We start from the raw sequence: 22,684 nt of genomic DNA, 5'->3' as shown, positions 1-22,684 counted from the left end.
CCCGATGGCGTTGCCGCTTCGTCGATCATCGGGCCGGTGAGATCAAACTCCATCCGAAATCGCTTGAAGTACGTTAATCCCATCGTGTTTTATCCAGCAACCTTGGCCGATCGAACGCCCTGATCCGGGGACGCTCTATTTGACTTGCAAGCCCGAGTTTGACAGCCGCATCGTCCCTCTTTTTAGCCTAACAACTTTGATAAAGCCTAGCACGCAGGAAGCTTGATGTTTTCCGAGTCGGTTGGCAAATTGTCGTCTGCGGCCACAAAGCCTGCGTTCGCTTCGCTCTTTGCGGTTGGCGCGGTTCGTACCCGTCGTAGCGAACGCCACCGAAAGTGCCAGATTTTTCCGTGTGATACCAAGCTGCTTGCGGCGACCAAGTCGCCCGCGTGTCTCGATGCAAAGGCCGGCGGATGAAGGCTGGTGAGATGGGGGCAGCGAGTTGGGGGCAGCGAGATGGGGGGCGGAAGAAAATTTCGTGACTTTCGCTTCGTAGCAATTCGGCCAGCACCACTTCTCTAGTCGACGACTTCAAACACGCCAGGAGCAAGTACTTCGGGTTGCCGTTTCGATCGTGCCACCAAGACTACGATGAGGGCAACGGCCACGGCGATTAAACCGATCCCCAGCAGCGGTCGATAGACGATCCACGCGGTTGCGATCGTGATCAATGATAGACTGATCGCGATGGCCGCGGCCACCAATGCAGTTCCAAACGCCACGATGCTGCCGAACAGCGGGATCACGTCGCCCAAGACCGCCAGTGGTTTCAGCCCCATCAAAACGCCAAAGAACATCAAAATCACACCGGCAGCACGCAGAATCCAGGTTAGATTCGCATTGTCTGCCTCGGCGCGGGCGATCATCGCTTCGGGGCTGACCACGCCCAGCGTCAACATGTTCAGTTCGGTGCCCGAGTGCGTCGCATACGGTTCGAATGTTTCACCAAACTGTTTCGCCATCACGCTAACGTCCGTGTTCGGTGTGGTGCTAAACCAAATTCGCAAATCGCCGATCGCGGGGGAGTCGGGATCGTCGAATTTTCGACGTTTTGACATCTCTCGCTTACGCTTTTTGAAGTTTACCAAGCTCAGCCCAAGGAACATGCGGTAATTAATTTGCGGAAGCGAGTGGAGCCAACTCAGAGCCAACTCAGGGACAGAGAGCCAACTCAGGGACAGAGCATGTATCCTCTGGTGCTCTGTCCCTGTGATGCTGTCCCTTTAATGCTTTGTCAGCTCGACAATTGGGGGCTCAGAAAACGCCCGCGCGACTCAGTCGGAACCGTCGATCGGCGAGTCGCTTCCTTCTTCGCTGGCAGATGGATTATCCGCCACGTATTGCTCGAGTTCATCGAGTTCGGTCACCTCGGTCGGTGCTCCTGAATTAGCACTGCACCCCGTGTTGATGACCAATGCAAATGCAAACAGTGATAGTAGAATCCAAGATTTTGACATACGAATCATTTCCTAAAACGGTTTAGAGTTTACGAACCCTCCTTCCCAGGCGATCTCGTCTGGGAAGGAGGAGAATAGGATCAAAAGAGCGAGCAACTTAGAAATCTTCGTCGATGATTTCTTTGCTGGCGCGAGTGCCGAGGCTTCCCCACAGCCCAAACGGGCTCTTCGATCCGGCGGGCAAGCGGTTGCTGTCGTTGCTAACGTGGGCACTCGTTTGGTCACCCGATTCAATCGAGTCGGTGATGAATTTAACAGCACCATCTCCCATCAACACATGCACGCCGCCTTGATGGCGACTGCTGGGCGGATAGATCCCGTCGTTGAAATTATTGCTGTCGCCACAGAGGTACGAATTTGGGGGTTTGACAGTGTTTAGCATTCCCCAAATTCCGCGACTCATCGACCACTCGTATCCCCGTCGTTGCTCTGCACGCGGAATTCCGCCTGCCGTTTCATAGCCAGCCGACGGCGGTGTTTTCCAGAATCCAGGACGTTCTGGATCAACCTTGCCATCGCATCGCGTGTTGCCATTGGCAAGCGACACGCTGCCTCCGCTCTGTTGATTGCCGCGCGTACGAACGTCGTTGTCGCCTAAGTCGGTCGCAACTTCACCCGCACAGATCGTGTTGGAAAGACCATCGAGGACGTCACGAAAGCGACTCTTTCTTCGATGTTGGAAAAATCCACGGCAGGCTGCTCGAGCTGCACTGGGATTTGTGTCCACGCCGCGGTCGTTGACGCCACCATTGATATGACGCGCCGAATCGCCCACACAGGCGAGGTAATTAGTGCGGCCTTTCGCAGGTAGACCAACACCGGGATCGCTGGGGCATCGCAATCCCGGAATCTCGGTCATCCAAGGTGCATAGTAGGAAGCATTGAAATTCGCATTATCCATTCGTGGGTTAGGACCCATCGGTGGCCACAGTGCTCCCGTCTTCGGGTCTTTTAGTGGATTAGAAATCTGCTCCCAAAGTGCTTGTTGCTCCATGAACGGAGTCAAACCGACGAGCCAGCTGAGTTCCAGAAAGTTGGACACTTTCGGAACCGCAGCGGCGCTTCCCCCGACACGATTGCCGCCGGTCGCGACAGTGGTGCCTCCGCCATGGGTAGGCAGTTGCTTGTAGGCGGAATGATAGTTGTGCACCGCCAAGCCAATCTGTTTGAAATTGTTGCTGCAACTCATGCGGCGTGCGGCTTCACGAGCGGCTTGGACCGCGGGGAGCAATAACCCAACAAGCACGCCAATAATTGCGATCACGACTAATAGCTCCACGAGCGTGAAGCCTTTCTTTCGAGAGTCGACGCACATATGCATCTCCTTTTGAAAAGAGTTTGTTCCTATAAGTGGAACGCGAATAGATTTGCCTTGGCAGATAACGTTAAAGCACAAGGCATGTCAGAAATCGGCAGTTGCACCTTGGACGCCACTGTGCGCAATCACCGAAACCGCCCTAGCGAGCATTTTTGGTCTTCGCCGGCTGCGTCTGCAATTTGGCCTTAAGGTGGGCTTATACGCCGATGAACTGACTTGTCCGGCCAACTCTACCCCCGAGCAAGGAGGGGAACCTTAACATTAGTGCCAAAACAAGCACAAAAGTGCCAGATGCTGAGTTTTTTCGCGACCATTGAATGAACGCTGCTGTTTCAGTGCGACCAATCCCTCACGGTGGCAGGCATTTATAGCGAGCTTTCACAGCGTTGGCCCAAACGGCTAACGGGATTTCCCCCAATGATTCCTGCCTACATGCTTAGCAGTTTATTCCACGCGTTGAAGAATGCAGTGATCTAAGTATCACGCATCAAAACATCGCGAATTAGGGCGCCGCGAATCAGGGCATCGCGTAGGGCAGTTCATAAACCGCATAGGTGTCATTTTCGTGCTCTTCGAGCGGATAGATGCGGACCAGCGGCATGTGTTTGCCTGTGATTCGGCGATCGACGACGATGTAGTTTACGCCGTATTTTTTGCGGTACTCAATCAATGATGCATAGTGAATTGTGACGCGAATCGTACTGAGACGGGGTGGAAAGATTTCACGGAACCGCTTGTACCATTGGTCCAAACTTTTGGAGTCCTGAGGGACATCTTTCCAATTCACCACCTCTGCACGCTCGGCGTACCACTTGAAACTTTGTTGATGTCGCGGCGTCAAAAAAACTTCGTCACGATCGGTCGCCAAGCGAACCCAATCACAAACCTTCAACCAATCCTCAAACACTTGCTGTTGTTTGGCGGGCGACGCATCGACGTCCCAACCCAGCATCGCGTTGCTGGCCGAAGGTGGGACTGCCAATCGGATTCGATCGAAACTGCTGATTCCCACCAGAACCAGGCAAATCGCCAGTCCCGCAAAACCTGAAATCTGCATCGCTTTTGACTGGCGTCTTTGAGCGACACAGCGTACCAGCAACAGGGCAAACCACAGAGCGACAACGGCATCGGAGAGCCGGAACCAGTAGTACCGCAGCAGTTTTGCTGCCATATCGGGCGCGTACACTTTCAGTCCACCTAGGATCAAGCCAATCACGGCAATCAAAATCGCTCCGACTGCAAACGCACGAAAGCGATTCCAGCCATCGCGATTGCTCGCTTCAGAATGACCTTGATGACGAGTGATCCAGGCAAGCGTGATGCAACCGGCGAGCAGCACGGCGTGCCGCACGTACCAGTGAAATTGAAAGTTCGATGGCAGCAAATGATGTGGCAAGCGATAGAATGTATAGATCCTCGCGACTCGCACCGAGTCCACCGTCTCGCCGGCCATCGTCAACCACAATGCCGGTACCACTCCGATCAATGCGATCGCTCCGCCAAGAAACAATGCAGGCGTAAAAAACGGTTTGCGATCCTCTCGAGGACGCGGCCATTCGCAGAACAGCCAAGCGATTGCTACCGCGACGACGGACCAACCGCCCGAGAGCACATGAAACGCTGAGGCGATTCCCAGCAGAATCCAAACGCGGTTCCAACGGCGGTGTACCAGTTCGGCGAGCGCCATCAGGACCAGACCATAGGCGGGCACTTTGGCTTCGATTCCGCCGATCACCCATTCGCCAGCGAGATTTCCGTACTCGATTGCCGCGATCCAAGCGACCGCGACGCCCAGAGTCGCAAAACGCCTCGAGATCAGCGCGGTGGTCAATCGATACAGCCCGATGGCGATCAACGTCCAACCGACGAAGCGGCCGATCCATGCGGTTGCTTCGAGCGACAGGAAGAGCGTCGGCCAACCAAACACAAAATAGAATGTGGTGTGAGCTTTGCCCGACGCCGTGAACAAATCGTTCGCGCACCAATCAGGTTGCCAGAAGTTTTTTGCTTTCACCAAATAGTGAGCTTCGTTCACCATCGGCGGCGCGTCGGCGGCATAGATAAAGAACAACGCGACGACCGCGATCACTTCCAATACCGGCCACCATCTCGACCGTGAAGCATCGATCGTTTGTCCCGCAACCGCAGTCTCCTGACTCGCCGACTCGTCATCGTCTGGCATTAAATCCGCTACCTCAAAAACAGCTGACACAAAGTTAGATTGCCTCGTTCTTTCTAGCCGCTACAAAGATCGGCCGCCATGCGGATCGCCGACATCATACTGGCGTGATTCGCGACGCCCTTCCAGGCCAAGTTCATCGCAGTGCCATGATCGACACTGGTTCGAACGATGGGAAGCCCCAGTGTAACGTTGACCGCATCGTCAAAGGCAAGCGCCTTCAGTGGTATCAAGCCTTGGTCGTGATACATACAGACATAGACATCGATTTTGCTTCGCATTGCCGGGGTGAATGCGGTGTCGGGCGGTAACGGGCCGATCACATCGTGGCCTTCCTGCCGAGCTTGTTCGATTGCCGGTTCGATGATGCGTGCTTCTTCGCCATGGCTGAACAAGCCATTTTCGCCCGCGTGCGGATTCAATCCACAGACTGCAATCCGCGGCGGTCGCTTCAACCGTCGCCGAAGAGCGTCAGCCCCCATGCGGATCGCTCGCAAAATTCCTTCGCTCGTTAGCGCCGCGGGCACGTCGGCCAGCGGGATATGGATTGTGGCTAACACACACGAGATCGCTTCACTGGTCAACATCATCGAAAAATCATCGGTTCCGGTTCGTGCCGCCAGCAATTCGGTATGTCCAGGAAATTCGATCCCGGCGTCGTGCCATGCTTCCTTTTGGATCGGGCCTGTGACGATCGCTGCGGTTTGTTGATCCTGCGTCGCGTCGATCGCCGTACACACCGCTGCAAACGATGCTCGTCCGGTATCGGCACTGAATTGTCCAGGGATCAGGGCGTTGATGTTGTCGAGCGGCAGGTCCACCACGGTGGGCATCGGTAAATCAAATTGGCTCGCCACTCGCTCGAGCACCGCCTTGGGGCCAAAGAGAATCGGGGTGCAAAATGCCGTGATTTCGGCCGACGAGGCGCATTTTAAGGCGATTTCGGGGCCAATTCCGGCAACGTCGCCGACAGTGATGGCGATTTTTTTGGGGGGCATCGTAGCGTCGTCGGACATTGATCTAGCGTAAAAAACTTGGATTCGTTGAGATAGGAGCGACTGTCGCACTTTACAATTGAGCCGTACGCCTCGAAACGCAGCTTAGCTGATTTCGATCCCTTTCTAAAATGGCCGGTATGTTCTCTCGCAAAACCCTTGTTTCACTTTCTGTCGTGCTGCTGGCCATCGGCGGTGGAATTGTGGAACGTCGTGCGGCGGCCGCCGATATCTTGGCCGTCTGTCCCCCCACCTATCGTGCCCAGCTAAGTCATTGGATCGATCATCGCCAACGCGACGGATTGAGTGTTTCGATCATCGACAATCAACCCGATGCCAAGTCGTTGCAGGCAGCGATCCAATCCTCGGCGGATCCTACGACCCGGTATGTGTTGCTAGTGGGGGATGCTCCGTCGATTGGAACCACTTGCAACCCTCTGCTTGAGATTCCGACCACGTATTTCGCGACCACCGTGACTGCAAAATACGGCTCTACCCCGACGTTATCGAGTGATATGCCGTTTGGCGATTTCGATGGCGATGGCATTCCGGATGCGGTGGTGGGCCGATTTCCGGTCAAGGCGGAAACGGAATTGCAATCGCTGGTCCAGCGAATCATCCGCTACGAGCAAAATTCGGACTTCGGGTTATGGCGTGGCGATCTGCAATTGGTCGGTGGCATCGGCGGATTTGGCGGAATGATCGACACCGCGATCGAATCGGTCACGCGAACGATCCTGACCGGAGTCCTGCCCGCCGAAACTCGCACCACGGTTGCTTACGCCAGTCCGAATCATCGATTCTTTCCGAAAGCAAAATCGTTTACCGAAGCGGTGATCGAAAATTACAATCGGGGAGCCCGGTTCTGGGTCTACGCAGGCCACGGCCAAGTCACTCATTTAGATCGAGTTCCCTCCAGTGCTGAAGGGCAACCGGTCCTCGATTGCGACAGTGTCGGGCAACTGAACTGTGGAGGTGCTGCTTCGCCGATCGCATTGTTGTTGGCATGTTACACCGGAGCGATCGATGCGCCCCAGGACTGTTTTGCCGAACGAATGCTGTTGGCCGATGGAGGCCCGATTGCGGTGATTGCGGGGACTCGAGTGACGATGCCGTACGGCAACGCAACGGCCGCTCTAGGACTGATCGACGGCGTCTATCACCAGAAAGAAGCTCGGCTGGGCGATGCGTGGCTGAGAACCTTGGTCCAAATGCAGCGTGAATCGTCGACCGATCGATCGACCACGCAAATGATGATTGACTCGCTCGCCACATTGATTAGCCCGGCGGGAACCCAATTGGTCGATGAACGTCGCGAGCACGTCCGTCTATACAATTTGCTTGGCGATCCGACACTGCGTCTGCATCCCCCCGAACCAGTCGCTATCAAGGTCGCCCCGGGCTACAACCCTGGTGAAACGATTACGATCGAGTCGACTTGTTCGATTGATGGCGAATTAACGATGACACTCGATCGACCGCTTGGATCTTCTACGGACGACGACGATCCGAATAAAACGTCCATCGCATCAGTGACGCAACCGGTCACGGCCAATCAAACGCATCAGTGCGTATTTGTGCTGCCGACCGACATCAGCGGTCGGTTGACCGTCCGTTGCTTGGTCGCGGGCGAGCAGACGTGGGCAACCGCGTCAGCATCCACCATCGTTCGCCAGCCGAATGAGCGTTAATCCGCTTGCCGAATCGCCATGGTTTGGATCAGAGAGAACGGAATTCACCTCCCCTCTGGGTGGAGCTCGCTGTGTTAGCGGGTGGACGGTGCAAGAAAGAGACGACCACCCTCCCCGGAGAACTCGCTGAAGGCTCGTTCTCCGACCCTCCCGACGCAAGCTGGGAGGGTGAATCGTGAGGTTGGCTGCGTTATCGACACACTCTTGCCGATCTTCTAAAGTTCAGGACGAATGATCGCCCGATTCGATGGACCGCCTGTTCCCCCATCGAAGACTTGCCCCCCACCGAAGACTTGCCCTGTATGTCTGATACACCGCTGCCGTACGACTCGTTCTTGCTCGTCTCCTTTGGGGGTCCCGAAGGTCCTGATGACGTCATTCCATTTTTAGAAAATGTGTTGCGAGGCAAGAATGTGCCGCGTGAAAGAATGATGGAAGTCGTCGAGCACTACCAACATTTCGGCGGCGTCAGCCCCATCAACGAGCAAAATCGTCAGCTGCTCGCTGCCATTAAAAGCGAATTTGCCGATAGCGGCATCGAGCTTCCGGTTTACTGGGGCAATCGCAATTGGGCGCCGTATTTCGAAGACACGTTGCGGCAGATGCGAGACGATGGCTGCAAACGCTCGCTCGCTTTCTTTACCAGCATGTTTAGTTCCTATAGTGGTTGTCGACAATATCGCGAAAACATCATCGCGGCACAGACGGCGGTCGGCGACGATGCACCCGCAGTCGAAAAGGTGCGAATGGGATTCAACCATCCGCTGTTCATCGAAACGTTGGCTGAAAACCTACGAACGGCTGCCAAGTCCATTGATGCCGATGTGACGAAGACGCAAGTGTTGTTTACGGCTCACAGCATCCCGTATTCGATGTCCGATCACTGCGATTATGAGCGGCAGCTGAACGAGGCTTGTCGTTTGGTCGCCGATATGGCGGGCGCCGACCATTGGAAATTGGTCTACCAAAGCCGCAGCGGGCCACCTCAGCAACCTTGGCTCGAACCCGACGTGTGCGACGCAATTGCGGAACTGGACGAATCGTCGCCGCTAGGTTCGTTAATTGTGATGCCGATCGGATTTGTGAGCGATCACATGGAGGTGCTGTTTGATTTGGACGAAGAAGCCGCGGAACTTTGCAAATCGCGTGGGATCAAGATGGCACGAGCGGCCACGGCGGGAGTGTCGCCTAAGTTTGTCAGCATGATTCGCGAGCTCGTTCAGGAACGGTTGTCCGACGACCCGATGCGGCGTGCCCTCGGCGACCTCGGTCCTTGGCACGATGTATGCCCCGCCGATTGCTGTCTGTACACACCCCAGCGCCGTCCCCCAAGTCGAAATGAGGGATGACAATCGTCGCCCGACGTCTCCGACGTCGGATTGATCGCCAGGATTGATCGGCGGATTGATTTCCGAATGTAAATTTGGCCTCCCGTCTGTCGAGAGTGGACAGACATCACTTTTCGTAGCGAAACTCATCCGAAATTGCGAGCCAAGCGTGGACGAAACTCGTCACGAGTTTCGCTATGGGATTCGTAATTTTCGATACAGGAGATGAGAGGGGAGACTGTCCAGCGGCAATCGCGTTCACTGAGCCGAAATTGGGGGCAAACGTGAGAAAATTCTACTAAGTCGTTGCAAGGCTTATATAAGAGAAGCAAACTCTAGTATGCTAATGGGGGGATACGTTGGACTCCTGAGTTACGCTTGCATCACTGATACACATGACCCAACCGCATTCGGCATTTCTATTGGGAGATCGACTTCTTGTCGTCCAGTGTGCCGAAACGCTTCTGGCCCGTGGATTCCGGATTGCTGCGGTCGCGTCATCACATCCCGAAGTGTTGCAATGGGCGCGAGACCAGGGGATCGCCTGCGTTGACCCTCGATCGAGTTCCCACGCCCTCGCCGATGCTGCTGCGGCTGCGGCTCCGTTCGATTTTCTGCTCAGCATCACTTACCTGCAGATGATCCCCCGAGATGTGATTGCATTGGCCTCACGAATGGCCATCAATTTTCATGATTCGTATCTGCCCCAATACGCCGGACTAAATTCGACCGCTTGGGCCATTGCGGCAAACGAACCACGTCACGGGATCACGTGGCATGTGTTGACCGACCAGCCCGACACGGGCGACATCGTGCTGCAAGTTCCGATTGAGCTTGCCAGCGACGAGACCTCGCTGACGCTGAATACGAAATGTTTCGAAGCGGCCACCGATTCGTTTGACACGCTGGTCGATCGGATGTTGGATCGATCATTTTGTCCCACGCCACAAGACCTGGGACAGCGGAGCTATTTTTCGCGAGACCAGCGATTTCACTGCGAAGGCTGGATTGACACCTCGGCTTCCGCGATCGCTTGTGACGCCGTCGTTCGCGCATTGGACTTTGGCGACCGCTTCGAGAACCCACTCGCTCTACCTAAAATTCGCTATCGCAACCAATGGTGGATTACACGTTCGGCGGATGTGATGAAGACGCCATCGACGGCTGCACCCGGTACGATCATCGCAGTGGAATCCGACGCGATTGTCGTGGCAACTCAAACCAGGAACCTGCGGCTTGGAAGCCTCCGTCTGCTAAATGGGGAACGCTCGACTGATACACATCTGGCCGATGCGTTTGTTGTCGGCGAGTTGCTTGATGCTTTGAGCACGAATCAGCAAGACGCCATCAACGATGCCGCTGGATCCGCCGCCAAACACCAATCCTTTTGGATCGAGCGTCTTGCCAAGGTGCAACCGTTAAGCGTTTCGCGAGACGCGAGCACAACCGAACCAGGCTCGCCCGAACCAAGCTCAATCGAACCAAGCTCAACCGAACCAGCCTCAACCGCGGAAACATGTCTTCCGATTTCCGTTCCCGCGGGTTGGGGCGTCGACGACATGATTGCTGCGTTCGGATTATTTCTAAGTCGTATCAGCGGCAACAAAAACTTTGACGTCGCGTTCTACGATTCGTCTCCCATTGATTCGTCGCGCATTGCTACGGAGATTTTTGCGGCTCATCGGCCTTTGAAAATTGACGTGGTTCCGGAGGAATCGTTTGCGAATCATCGAGACAACGTCCGAACGGAACGCGACGCGATGGAGCGACATGGAGGTTTCGCAGCGGATCTGCCGCTACGTTATCCTGCGATCAACCATGCCCTGCTCAGCAATACGGCCAGCATTCATGTGATTGATTCGGTGGCTGAATCCTCATGCTGCAATTTCCCACTGTCATTGAGGGTGACACCGGATGGCTCCGACGCTGTGCTTCGCTATCGACTATCAGAACTTGACGATCGATGGGCCTGGGCGATCTCTCGCTTGCCGCGTTTCATCGCGGGTTGCGAAATCAGCAACTCGCAGCCTGTTCAATCCATTTCGCTGCTGAGCAAGGCTGAAGAGCAACAAATCTTAGTCGAGCGTAATCACACCGATCGTGACTACAATCACAGCGAAACAATCGACCGAGCGATAGTCGCTCAATCGCGACGCACGCCTCAGGCAACGGCATTGGTTGATGGGACACAGCAATGGACGTATCAGCAGCTTGCCGCGGAAATCGACCGACTTGCCGCGTATTTTCAATCCAAGCAGATCGGCGAGGGCGATCTGGTCGGAATTGCCACCACACGAAGCCTTGGCATGGTCGCGGCGATTGTTGCGGTGATGAAGACCGGCGCTGCTTACGTGCCGCTGGACCTCGAGTTTCCTTCGCATCGTATCGAGCTGATGATCCGCGATGCCGGCTTACGCTGCATTTTGGTCGATCAGCTCAGTCGTGCTCGTGTTCCGAAGAGTGAAACTGAGACCATTGACATTGGTGATGTCGTTGCACCACAAAACGAGACGAAAAACCCGGGAACGCAAGATTCCGCCAGCAAACCATCGAATCGGGCCTACGTCATTTACACCTCAGGTTCAACCGGCCGTCCCAAAGGCGTGATGGTCACACACCAGAACGTGATTAATTTTTTTGCCGGGATGGATGATCTGATTCCGCATGATCCTGCGGGCACTTGGCTTGCCGTGACCAGTTTGTCGTTCGACATTTCGGTGCTGGAATTGCTGTGGACCTTGGCACGTGGGTTCAAAGTCGTCCTGCATGACACGCCCTCGCGAATCGCATCGACGGCCAAGTTGCATCGCGACACGAAACCGATTGATTTTGGTTTGTTCTATTTTTCCAGCAGTGCGAATCAGAGCGAGTCGCCGTATCAGTTGTTGATGGAAGGGGCCCGATTCGCCGATGCTCATGATTTTTCGTCGGTTTGGACTCCCGAGCGTCATTTTCACGATTTCGGCGGTCTGTATCCCAACCCGTCGGTGACCAGTGCCGCGGTGGCCGCGGTCACCCGCCGCATCGCCATCCGGTCGGGCAGTGTCGTGTTGCCGCTTCATCATCCGGCTCGTGTCACCGAAGAATGGTCGGTGGTGGACCAGATATCACAGGGCCGCGTCGGTATTTCGTTTGCATCGGGGTGGCAGCCTAACGATTTTATTTTTGCTCCGGAAAACTATGCAAACGCCAAGACCGTGATGCTGGAAAACATCGACCTAGTGCGTCGGCTGTGGCGTGGCGAGACCGTGGAATTTGCAGGTCATGATGGCAAACCGGTGACCATTCAAACGTATCCGCGGCCGCTGCAACAAGAGTTGCCGGTTTGGGTCACCACCGCTGGCAACGAAGCCACGTTCCAGATGGCTGGATCCATCGGGGCCAATATTCTGACGCATCTGTTGGGACAAACGATCGAAGAATTGACCGCGCGAATCGAGGCGTATCGTGACGCCCGAGCCAAAGCGGGGCACGAAGGGCCGGGCGAAGTCACCGTGATGGTGCATACGTTTGTTGGCGATTCGAATGACGAAGTCCGCGAGCTTGTTCGTAAACCGTTGACCGAATACCTGCGAACGTCGGCAAGTTTGCTGAAAGGATTCTCGCACACTTGGGCTGCGTTCAAAAAACGGACCGATGGAACAACGGTGGCCGAATTGGATCTCGATAAGATCAGCGATGCTGAAATGGACGATCTATTGGCATTTTCCTTTGAGCGTTATTTTCAGTCGAGTGGCTTGTTTGGAACGCCCGATAAATGTCTCGACCTAGTGAGAAAGCTTCACGGGGCGGGCGTTACCGAGATTGCCTGCTTGATCGACTTCGGCGTCGCGGCGGATGTCGCCTACACTCATCTGAAAGACCTCGATTCGCTTCGTTTGCGGGCGCAAAGCGAGATCGCGCCCCCGCCGGTCGCAAACCAATCGATTAGCGAACTTGTCCGTCAGCACGGTGTCACGCATTTGCAATGCACGCCTTCGATGGCCCAAATGTTGTTCGAAGACGACGATACGCGAACTGCAATCACGTCGATTCCCCACTTGATGCTAGGCGGCGAAGCACTGCCTGGGCAACTTGCTGAGCAAATCTTGGCGACCAGCTCGGCACGTTTAGTGAACGTCTACGGACCCACCGAAACCACCGTCTGGTCGACCAGCAAAGTGATTGATCAGGATTTCAACTTCAGCGGTTCGATCGGTAAACCGATTGCCAATACCCGGATCTATATTCTTGATGATTTTCTGCAACCGCTACCCGATGGAGTTGCGGGAAATCTATGGATTGGCGGTGACGGTGTTGCGGCAGGGTATCTGCGGCAAGACGATTTGACCGCCGATCGTTTTCGGCCGGACCCTTTTTCAAGTGGCGATGGCGGTCGCATGTACAACACCGGCGATTTGGCTCGCTGGAACGCCGACGGCGAAATTGAATTCCTCGGTCGATCCGATTTCCAGCTGAAAATCCGAGGACACCGGATCGAATTGCAAGAGATCGAAAACGCCATCGATACTCACCCAATGGTTCGTCAAAGTGTCGTCGTCGCTGATCCGAATGCGACCGCGTCAGTCGAATTGGTGGCCTACGTGGTGCTCAAAAATACCGAATTAAGCAATGCCGTACTAAGCAATACCGGGGCAAAGTCGATAGTGCCAAGCGAAGATTTGAAATCGACGTTGCGAGACTCGCTTCGCAAAACGCTGCCGTCGCACATGATCCCGTCTCGTTGGGTTTGTTTGAACGAGTTTCCGCTCACGCCCAATGGTAAAATTGATCGCAAGGCGCTGCCCCGGTGGAATCGCGACGAAGTGATCTCGTCGGCAACGAAGTTGGCTGCGGCAGTCAACCTGGATGCGACACAGCAGAAACTCGAAACCATTTGGTGTCAAACCTTGCAACTTGATTCAATTCAACTGGATGATAATTTTTTCGATCTTGGCGGACATTCGCTACTGGCCGTGCGGGCCCACCGGATGCTCAAAGACCAATTGAGTGCATCGATTGTGATCACCGATTTGTTTCGATTTCCTACGATTCGCACGCTATCACAACACATTGATGCGATGACCACAAACCAAGGCAGTGATTCGCCGTCACCGCCGCGTGTGTCGGCCGGGCAATCACGAGCGTCACGCCGCAAAGCGTTGCTGGGTAAACGCCGTGAGGAGCGATCCACATGACGTTACCCGAGAATGCAATTGCCGTGGTCGGAATCGGTCTACGTTTTCCAGACGCAAAATCGGCTCCCGATTTTTGGAAGAATCTGCGAGACGGCGTTCGATCGATTCGCGACTACAGCGATGAGGATTTGCTGCAAGCTGGTGTCTCGCAGATCGACTTGGATGATCCCCATTACGTTCGCTCGGGCGCACCACTTGAGGATATGGATCGGTTTGATGCCGAGTTTTTTGGGTTTTCTCCCAAAGAGGCGGCGATCATGGATCCGCAACATCGCAAATTCTTGCAGTGTTGTTGGGAGGCGATCGAAGACAGTACGCATCCGCCTAGCCAATTTGATGGATCGATCGGTGTGTTTGCCGGTTGTGGCATGAACAGCTATTTCATGTTCAACTTGCTGCGAAATTCGGCGATTCGAGATTCCGTTGGTATGTTTTTGCTTCGCCATACCGGCAACGACAAAGACTTTCTAACCACAAGAGTTTCTTACTGTTTGAACTTAACCGGCCCGAGTGTCAACATTCAAACGGCTTGCTCGACATCGTTGGTGGCCATTCACAACGCGGTGCAAAGTTTGTTGGCGGGCGAATGTGAGTTAGCGATTGCGGGCGGTTCGACGATCGAATTGCCGCATCGCGTGGGGTATCACTATCGTAGCGGCGAAGTGTTATCACCCGATGGTCATTGCCGAGCGTTTGACGAAAACGCGATGGGCACCGTATTCGGTAGCGGTGCCGCTGCGGTTGTACTGCGGCGACTCGAAGATGCGGTCGACGACGGCGACCGAATCTATGCGGTGATCCGCGGTTCGGCGATCAACAACGATGGCGCGAACAAGGCAGGTTATCTCGCCCCGAGTGTGGATCAACAAGCCGCTGCGGCGTCGGAAGCTCTGGCGATTGCCGACGTCGACGCAGGATCGATCGGTTACGTTGCCGCGCACGGCACGGGGACTCCGATTGGGGATCCCATTGAAATCGCTGCGCTCTCAACGGCGTTTCGTGAAACCACCGAGCGCCGCGGATTTTGTGCGATCAGTTCGGTCAAACCGAATATCGGACATCTCGATACCGCTTCGGGCGTCGCCAGTTTTATTGCTGCGGTCATGGCAATCTATCGTGGCGAGATTCCTCCGAGTGTCGATTTCCACGCCGCCAACTCGGCCATCGATTTCGCCAACAGCCCCTTCCGCGTTTCCAAAGCACTCGCGTCTTGGGAAACAACCGCTTCGCCGCGTCGTGCGATGGTCAATTCGCTTGGCGTCGGAGGGACTAACGCCAACGTCATCCTTGAACAAGCTCCGCCACCGATCCAAACGACCTCGCCGACACGTCGCGAGCAGATCATCACACTATCGGCTCGCAACCCTCATTCGCTTGATGAGCAATGCGACCGACTTGCGGATCATCTCGAGCAGAATCCCGAAGTCGATCTTGCCGATGTCGGCTATACGCTGCACGTCGGACGCGAAGCGTTTGAACATCGACGCGTCTTGGTCAGCAGCGACCGTCAGCAGGCCATTGCCGCACTGCGTACGCGAGACTCGCGGCGTGTTTTCACTCACTACGCCGATGCAAAGCAGAATTCGTTCACCTTTATGTTTCCGGGTGGCGGGGCCCAGTATGCACAGATGGGCTGCGGGCTGTACGATCACGAACCGATTTTTCGGAAATGGATTGATCGCGGATTCGAAACGCTCGCCCCGTTGATCGATGTCGACCTGCGGCAGCTGGTTTTCAACCGCGACGTCTCCGACGCGGATGCCAAGCAACAGTTCGAACGTCCTGGCATCCAATTGCCTGCCATTTTCCTTTGGGAAATCGCAACCGCACAGTTGTGGATGTCTTACGGCATCAAGCCGACGGCGTTGATCGGCCACAGCATGGGCGAAAACACCGCAGCCTGCCTCGCCGGAGTAATCGATTTCGAGGATGCGTTGCGTTGGGTCGTGCTGCGTGGCCAACTGCTCCAGCGGGTGCCCGCCGGCGGCATGATGACGGTGGCATTGCCGGCATCCGAAGTGGCGGTGCTGGCGGGCGAGTCTCTCGATTTGGCGGTGGAAAATGGGCCGTCGATGTGCGTCGTGTCGGGCACCGATGGTGCCCTCGCTGAGTTCGCCGAACGGATCAAAACACAGGATGTGGAAAGCAAGCGGATTCCTATACGCATCGCCGCGCATTCGCGGCTGCTCGACCCGGTGCTGCCTGAATTTCGAGCGTTTCTAGAGGCGGTTCGGCTCAGCCCACCGAAGATACCGTTTGTTTCGAATCGAACGGGCACCTGGATCACCGACGCCGAAGCCACCTCGGCGGATTATTGGTGCGAACAACTTCGTCATACCGTCCAGTTTTCTAAGTGCCTGGAAACCGTCGCCTGTGATGAATCGAGCGTGTTCGTTGAGGTTGGCCCCGGAAAAATCTTGAGTGCATTAGCGAGACAGCACCCATCGATCGCGCCGAAGCGGACGGTGTTGTCGTCGCTCCGACACGCCAATGAAGCGATCGACGACACCACTTTCTTTCTGTCGACCTACGCTCGCATGTGGGCTGCGGGATTACCAATCGATCTGAAAAGCCAATGGGCGGGCGAAACTCGCAAACGAATCAGTTTGCCTACTTATGCGTTTCAGCAAGATCGATATTGGATCGATGCAACGGACGAATCGGTTAAAACAGACAAACGCGTGCGAAAACCGCTGCAGAAAAACGAGGATTTTCAGCAGTGGTTCTACCAATCGAAGTGGCGCGAACGCACTGAATCGACGCAGCCCGATCCCGACGGTTCGGGAAAGTCGTGGTTGATGTTTATCGACGATGCGGGTATCGGTCAAACAATGGCGAACCAGCTTCGAGAACGTGGTGACAAGGTTGTCGTCGTTCGTCGCGGAGACATCTTTCATCCGGTGTCACCATCCGAGTTTGTGATTGTTCCTGAATTGGGACGTGACCAGTACGTTCAGCTTGCTCAGCAGCTTTCGCAAAACGATTTTGTTCCCGATCGAATCGTCTACTTGTGGCCGATCACCAAGGATTGCAGTTATCGTCCGGGATCGACGTTCGCCATGCGAATTCAGGAAGAGGGAATCATCGGATTGACGCTGACGATCCAAGCGATGGCAGGCATCATTGAGGACACCCCGTGCTCGGTCGTGATGGTCGCTAATGGGATGCAATCGGTCAATGGAGACCCGATCCCATTTCCCGAGAAAGCGACTGCGCTCGGTCCGGTCCGCGTTGCACCTCGCGAATACACGAATTTGCAGACACTGGCTGTCGATATCCCGCTGCCGTCATCGGACCAACAGCGAGCTGCGATTGCTGAATTGTTGATCCGCGAGTCGGCAATGCCATCGTCGGGCGAGGTGCGTGCGATCCGCGGAAGCAAAGTATTCGAAAAGTCGCTTGAACCGGTTTGTCTAGATCAACCCTCGCCGAATTCGTTGCTGCGGACCGGCGGCACGTATTTGATCACGGGCGGTTTTGGTGGGATGGGACGCAGTCTAGCGACGTTGCTTGCTTCGAAATACCAAGCAAACTTAGTCCTGTTGGCGCGGAGGCCACTGTCGTCGAGTACGACGAATACCCGTTCTGATTCAATCCAACACGATTTGCGGCAACGGTTTGTCAAGCAACTTGAATCCTCGGGTTCCAAGGTATTGGTGGCGACGGCCGATGTGGCTCATCCGGCTGAGATGCAAAAAGTATTGACCGAAGTGAAAAAGCAGTTTCCAAAAATCTCTGGCATCTTTCACACCGCTGGCGAATTGGATGACGACTTGATTGCCACGGCAACCGTGGATTCGATCCAAAATGCATTGGCGGCAAAAGTGCACGGCACGCAGTTGCTCGAAGCATTTCTGGATCATGAGTCGCTGGATTTTCTCGTGCTGTGTTCTTCGACCAGCACGTATCTCGGACCCGCTGGACAATCAGCGTACGTCGGGGCCAACGAATTTTTGAATGCGTTCGCGGATGCCAAATCCGCTGCGTCGACGGCGCCTCGAATTGTCTCGATCAATTGGGGGGTGTGGCGAGACGTCGGAATGGGCGCGGCGGCATACAACCGTATGCACGGCAATCGTAATGACCACGACAACAATGACCACGACAACGATTGCAGCGAAGACCATGCGGCCCCTGCGAATCATCCTCTGTTTGATACATGTCGAGTCGATGAGTCCAGCGGACAGAACGTATTTACAGCTACTCGCTCGGTGGCGAAACACTGGGAACTTGACGAACATCGGACTGCCAACGGAAAAGCGGTTTTGCCAGGCACCGCGTATCTAGAGTTGGTCGTCACGGCCGCACGCGAGATAACGAATGCCGCGTCGGTGCACGTCGACAAAATGAGTTTCTTGAAACCCTGCGTGGTCGATGACGACGCCGAAGTCGAGATTCGAGTCCGGTTGTCCAGGACCGGTTCGGCAAACTCGTTTACCATCGAAAGTCGTGTTTCTCGAATGAGTCAGTGGGATTTAAACGCGGTGGGCAATTGGAGCGTTGGCAACACGGTGTCGCCGAAAGCCGATCTGGAAATGCCTCCGCTACCCTGTTGTAGCTGCGACCCGGCGACCCAGAAACGCGATCCGCAGTCGTCACCGATCACGCGGCAATCTCAAATGCTTCGCTTTGGTCCGCGCTGGGATTGTTATGACTGCCTGCACTACTCGGATGGACAAGCTTTTGCGTCGCTGTCGATACCGGGCGAATTTCAAAACGATTTGAAAACGCATCCGCTCCATCCGGCGCTATTGGATATGGCCACAGGATTCGGATTGCCGCTTTCGAGTAACTATCATTCCGAATCCGGTCTGTACGTTCCGATTGGCTACGCGGCAGCGGATGTGTATGGTTCGCTTACCGAAACCGTTCGCAGCTACATTACGCTATCCGAATCGCCAACCGCAGGCACCGATGTCATCTCGCTTGATATTCGTGTGACCGATCAATCCGGCAATCTGATCGTACAAATTGAACGATTACAGATGCAGCCAGTGGATTCGCTTCGATTTGGAAACGTCGAGCCGGCTGAATCAGCGACAACAAGTCAAACCTCTTTAAGTGATTCCGAGGCGATCTTCGACGAGTCGTACCAATTGGGGATTCGGCCCGACGAAGGTCAACAGGTCTGTGAATGGTTGCTGCAGAACAGCAGCGTGTCGCAGGTGTGTGTATCGCCCGTGGACTTGAACGAGCTCCGTCTTCGCATGAACGAATTGGGCGAATCCTCGCCCGAATCCGACATCAAGTTTTCTCGTCCCAAGCTCGAGACCGGTTACACGCCGCCGCAGACGCGTACTGAAAAATCGCTGGCCGGACTATGGGCGGATCTATTGGGCATTGACCAAATCGGTTGCGATGACAACTTTTTTGATCTCGGGGGACACTCGTTGTTGGCCGTGCGGCTGTTCAGCAAGATTCGCAAAACGCACGGTGTCGAATTGCCGCTGAGCAGTCTGTTCGAGGCTCCGACGATCACGACTCTTGCTGCGATGATTGACCAAGCAAGCGGTCGCTCGGAAACGTCCGAAGCGAAAACGTGTCAACCGACTTCCTCTCGCTTTCTTGTCCCATTGCATCTTCCGGACAATACCGTCAAACCGCCGTTGTTTGTGGTTGCAGGGATGTTCGGTAACGTGCTGAACCTTCGCTATCTAGCGAACCGGTTGGGGGACGATCAACGCGTTTATGGGATTCAATCCAAAGGGTTGATTGGTGACGATTCGCCTCATGAAACATTCGAAGCCATGGCACGTGATTACCTGAGCGAGGTTCGGCAAGTGCAACCCAGCGGGCCTTACTTTTTAAGTGGATTTTCCGGTGGTGGAGTCTCTGCCTATGAGATGGCTCAGCAGTTGGTCGCGGTGGGCGAACAGGTCGCCTTTCTCGGATTACTCGACACGCCAGCGGTGGAACGTCCGTCGCTTACGCGTCTGGATAAACTGAAAATCCACCTCGATTTGATCCGGCGACATCGGTGGCGTTATTTCGCTTACCATGCTCAGCAACGTTCGCAGTGGCAAGAAAGTCTGTTGCGGCAAGAAGAAGAGCGTGTGGCGTTGCTAAACAATCCCAGCGATGCTCAGTTCCGATCTGCACTCGTGGGTGACGCGTTTTTAAAGGCGAACGATAAATACACGACACGGCCCTATGACGGCGACGTGTGTCTGTTCCGGCCTCCGCTGGAAGTCGCACATCGATTATGGGGAGGCCGGTTGCTGACTCATGATCGTCAATTCCGAGATCCGCTGAATCACTGGGGACCCCATATTCAAGGCAAGATCGAAGTTTACGAGGTCACGGGGGATCACGATTCGATGATGCTCGAACCGCATGTCCGAAATTTGGCTACCAAATTCAAAAGTTGTCTTGATCAAGCGAATGAGCGTGTTGCCGCCGCAGCATCGCCGCTTCCATCTGCCGTGTTAGCGGCTTGGCGCGAGCCGTCTGGTTGCAGCGAGTAAAACGTCCGGTTGAGGCGAATGAAACGTTCGGTTTCGACCGGGCGGCCCCGCGCCGCGCCGCTACAAACGCCACCCGTTTAGTGCCAAAGTTACTTAAGTCTTATGCAGCACGTTGTTGGGCCAGTTCCTCTCGGACCGCCAGGAATTTGGCTTCACTTGGATCATACTTGTGTTCTAACCGATGCAGCTCGCGTTCGATTCGCAGCGTAAACGCTTCGACGGTTTCGCCCGCCAAAGGACGCATCGGATCGCCAAAATAGGCATCAACGCGAGTGAAAGGCATCGGAAATTGCAGCCGATCCCAGGTGCTTTTTAGAATAAATCGATGGCGGGGAATCACGATCGAAGGCAACACGGCGGCAGTGGTCTTTAATCCCAACATCGCCGCACCGCCATGCACGCGGCCGCGAGGCCCATTGGGGCCGTCGATCGCCAGCGTTGCGACGCGGCCGTTGCTGACCAAACGGATCATTTGGTTTAACGCCGTCATGCCTCCTTTGCGAGCCCCACCGCTGCTGCCACGCACTGGTTCGTGACCACAAAAACGAAGCAGCGGAACGACAATTTCACCATCCGTCGATCGCGAAACCATTGCGACCGTACCACGTTCGGCTGCCATCGAACCGGCAATCTGATGAGCATGTAGGGATGCGTAAACATGCCCCACACCCTGAGACGTCAATTCATCGCGTTGGTCGTTGTGGTAATGAAACCGCAGTGTAAAACGGGTGATCGTGAATAGCAGGCCGATGGCACTGCCAAGCAACCAAGCGATTTTTTTATTCATTGCTATCGTCAAGAACGAGAATCTTGGATCTGTCTTCGTTAGATATACGAAAACGAGGCCCTCGGCGTGAAGAGTCATTTCGTCGAGAAATGATGCTAGCATTGCAGCCAACGGCGAATTGGAAAACGTTGTTCCCGAGGTTGCGCTGCGCGACCTCGGGCTATGTTGTCAGACCGCGTTGCGGTCAATAGCAGATCGCCACATTCGCGTACACGACATGAATTCTGTCTAGCGGTTTCCCATTACCAACAATGCTTGTGCGCACGTATTGGTCAATCGCGAAGAACTATGTCCCACATTTGGTACGACGATGAGTTCGATGCCCGGTCTGACATCGTTTTCTTTAGCGAAGCGCGTCATCTCGCTTGCGTAATGCTGAGCCCGTGCCAAACGCGTCCATCCACCTTGCTGAGGCTGGTCTGAGAGCCGATCTGTGTCGGCCGATCCGATCACGACTGCGATGGGCACCTTCACGGCTTCGACCCAGGTTTCCAGCTTATGACTAATCTCAAAAACCTTTGTTTCTGATCCCCATTGCAAATTGCGTTTGCGAGCTTTCATGCCGGCAGGCCATGGGGTATCAGGGTCTGGCATCGCATAAATCGCGGGTGCGCTAAGCACAACCCCGTGAAGTCGTTCTGGGTGAACCACCAAATAATGATTTGCGAATTGTCCGCCAGCCGAATGACCGTAGAGATAAAACTTGCCATCGAAGTTTGGGTCGAAACTTTTGAACCGGTCCACAATCATGTTGACGAACTGGTCCGAGCTTGTCGTGCGTCCGTCGAGAGCTCGATAACCCCAGGCGTCGCCTCCTGGAGCATTCCCACCGCTGGCAAAATTCTCTACATCAAACGCCGGAGCAACTAACGCGACCCCGGTTGCCTCGGCAAACGGAATCCACCGCTCGATAAAGGTTCGTGAAGACTTAAGTGCGGTCAAATCCTGGGCGTCTTCGATTGATCCGTGGCAGATCACTAACACGTTCGTCTTACGCGTTCGCTTGTGTGGGATGTACTGTTGGAAAGCTCCGGCTTCGATTCGTTCTTGCGTAATGACGCCACGTTGGACCATCGGCCGTTGTGCGTCGACAGCCGAACAGACAACGATGCACGAGAGGAAAACGAACGTCAGCATCATGACATTTTTATTCAATGTGTTGAGTGCTCCAGGTGCAATGGCTTGATGTTGATCCAGCATGCCCACGAGGGAACGAGATCACCGAAGGGACGAAGCGGAAAAACACTGACGGACTCGGTAGTAGAATCCGTCAGTGTTTGTTACTCGC

Annotated in this window: 11 protein-coding genes; 4 read left to right on the top strand and 7 right to left on the bottom strand. The window is 54.9% G+C overall.

Annotation, left to right across the window (positions count from 1 at the left end):
• Window positions 1-518: 518 nt before the first annotated feature.
• The 5 genes from RMSM_RS27280 to pdxA form a co-directional block, all read right to left on the bottom strand.
• Window positions 519-1,058: a TMEM43 family protein gene (locus tag RMSM_RS27280; RefSeq protein ID WP_160168388.1), complete on the bottom strand. Its 540-nt coding sequence runs from the start codon at window positions 1,056-1,058 to the stop codon at window positions 519-521.
• Window positions 1,059-1,274: 216 nt separating this feature from the next.
• On the bottom strand, window positions 1,275-1,457 hold the full coding sequence (locus RMSM_RS27275; RefSeq protein ID WP_040769587.1) for a hypothetical protein: 183 nt from the start codon (window positions 1,455-1,457) through the stop codon (window positions 1,275-1,277).
• Window positions 1,458-1,554: 97 nt separating this feature from the next.
• Entirely contained in the window at window positions 1,555-2,772 is a 1,218-nt protein-coding gene (locus RMSM_RS27270; protein WP_040769585.1) for a DUF1559 family PulG-like putative transporter, read from the bottom strand.
• Window positions 2,773-3,292: 520 nt separating this feature from the next.
• Window positions 3,293-4,957 carry a DUF6798 domain-containing protein gene (locus tag RMSM_RS27265; RefSeq protein ID WP_008704574.1) on the bottom strand — a complete coding sequence of 555 codons (1,665 nt, stop codon included), beginning with the start codon at window positions 4,955-4,957 and terminating at the stop codon, window positions 3,293-3,295.
• Between the two features lie 53 nt (window positions 4,958-5,010).
• Complete coding sequence (gene pdxA / locus RMSM_RS27260) at window positions 5,011-5,970, bottom strand: 4-hydroxythreonine-4-phosphate dehydrogenase PdxA (protein WP_008704571.1); 960 nt, start codon at window positions 5,968-5,970, stop codon at window positions 5,011-5,013.
• A gap of 119 nt (window positions 5,971-6,089) precedes the next feature.
• Between pdxA and RMSM_RS27255 the strand changes: the two genes are divergently transcribed.
• From RMSM_RS27255 to RMSM_RS27240, 4 genes are all read left to right on the top strand, one after another.
• A complete protein-coding gene (locus RMSM_RS27255) occupies window positions 6,090-7,640 on the top strand; it encodes a C25 family cysteine peptidase (protein WP_008704569.1) in 1,551 nt (516 codons plus the stop codon).
• A gap of 302 nt (window positions 7,641-7,942) precedes the next feature.
• A complete protein-coding gene (locus tag RMSM_RS27250; RefSeq protein ID WP_008704567.1) occupies window positions 7,943-8,989 on the top strand; it encodes a ferrochelatase in 1,047 nt (348 codons plus the stop codon).
• Between the two features lie 374 nt (window positions 8,990-9,363).
• Window positions 9,364-14,145: a MupA/Atu3671 family FMN-dependent luciferase-like monooxygenase gene (locus RMSM_RS27245; RefSeq protein WP_008704565.1), complete on the top strand. Its 4,782-nt coding sequence runs from the start codon at window positions 9,364-9,366 to the stop codon at window positions 14,143-14,145.
• Complete coding sequence (locus RMSM_RS27240) at window positions 14,142-20,609, top strand: type I polyketide synthase (protein ID WP_008704563.1); 6,468 nt, start codon at window positions 14,142-14,144, stop codon at window positions 20,607-20,609. Before RMSM_RS27245 ends, RMSM_RS27240 begins: the two co-directional genes overlap by 4 nt.
• Before the next feature lie 100 nt (window positions 20,610-20,709).
• Here RMSM_RS27240 and RMSM_RS27235 read toward each other — a convergent pair whose 3' ends face one another.
• Both RMSM_RS27235 and RMSM_RS27230 read right to left on the bottom strand, forming a co-directional pair.
• Window positions 20,710-21,396 carry a lysophospholipid acyltransferase family protein gene (locus RMSM_RS27235; RefSeq protein WP_008704561.1) on the bottom strand — a complete coding sequence of 229 codons (687 nt, stop codon included), beginning with the start codon at window positions 21,394-21,396 and terminating at the stop codon, window positions 20,710-20,712.
• Between the two features lie 228 nt (window positions 21,397-21,624).
• The gene (locus RMSM_RS27230; RefSeq protein ID WP_160168387.1) at window positions 21,625-22,551 is read right to left on the bottom strand and encodes an alpha/beta hydrolase; all 927 of its coding nucleotides are present in this window, start codon (window positions 22,549-22,551) and stop codon (window positions 21,625-21,627) included.
• Window positions 22,552-22,684 lie beyond the last annotated feature (133 nt).

Source organism: Rhodopirellula maiorica SM1 (assembly GCF_000346295.1).
Classification (GTDB): Bacteria; Planctomycetota; Planctomycetia; order Pirellulales; family Pirellulaceae; genus Novipirellula; species Novipirellula maiorica.
This window is presented reverse-complemented; position numbering and strand designations above follow the sequence as displayed.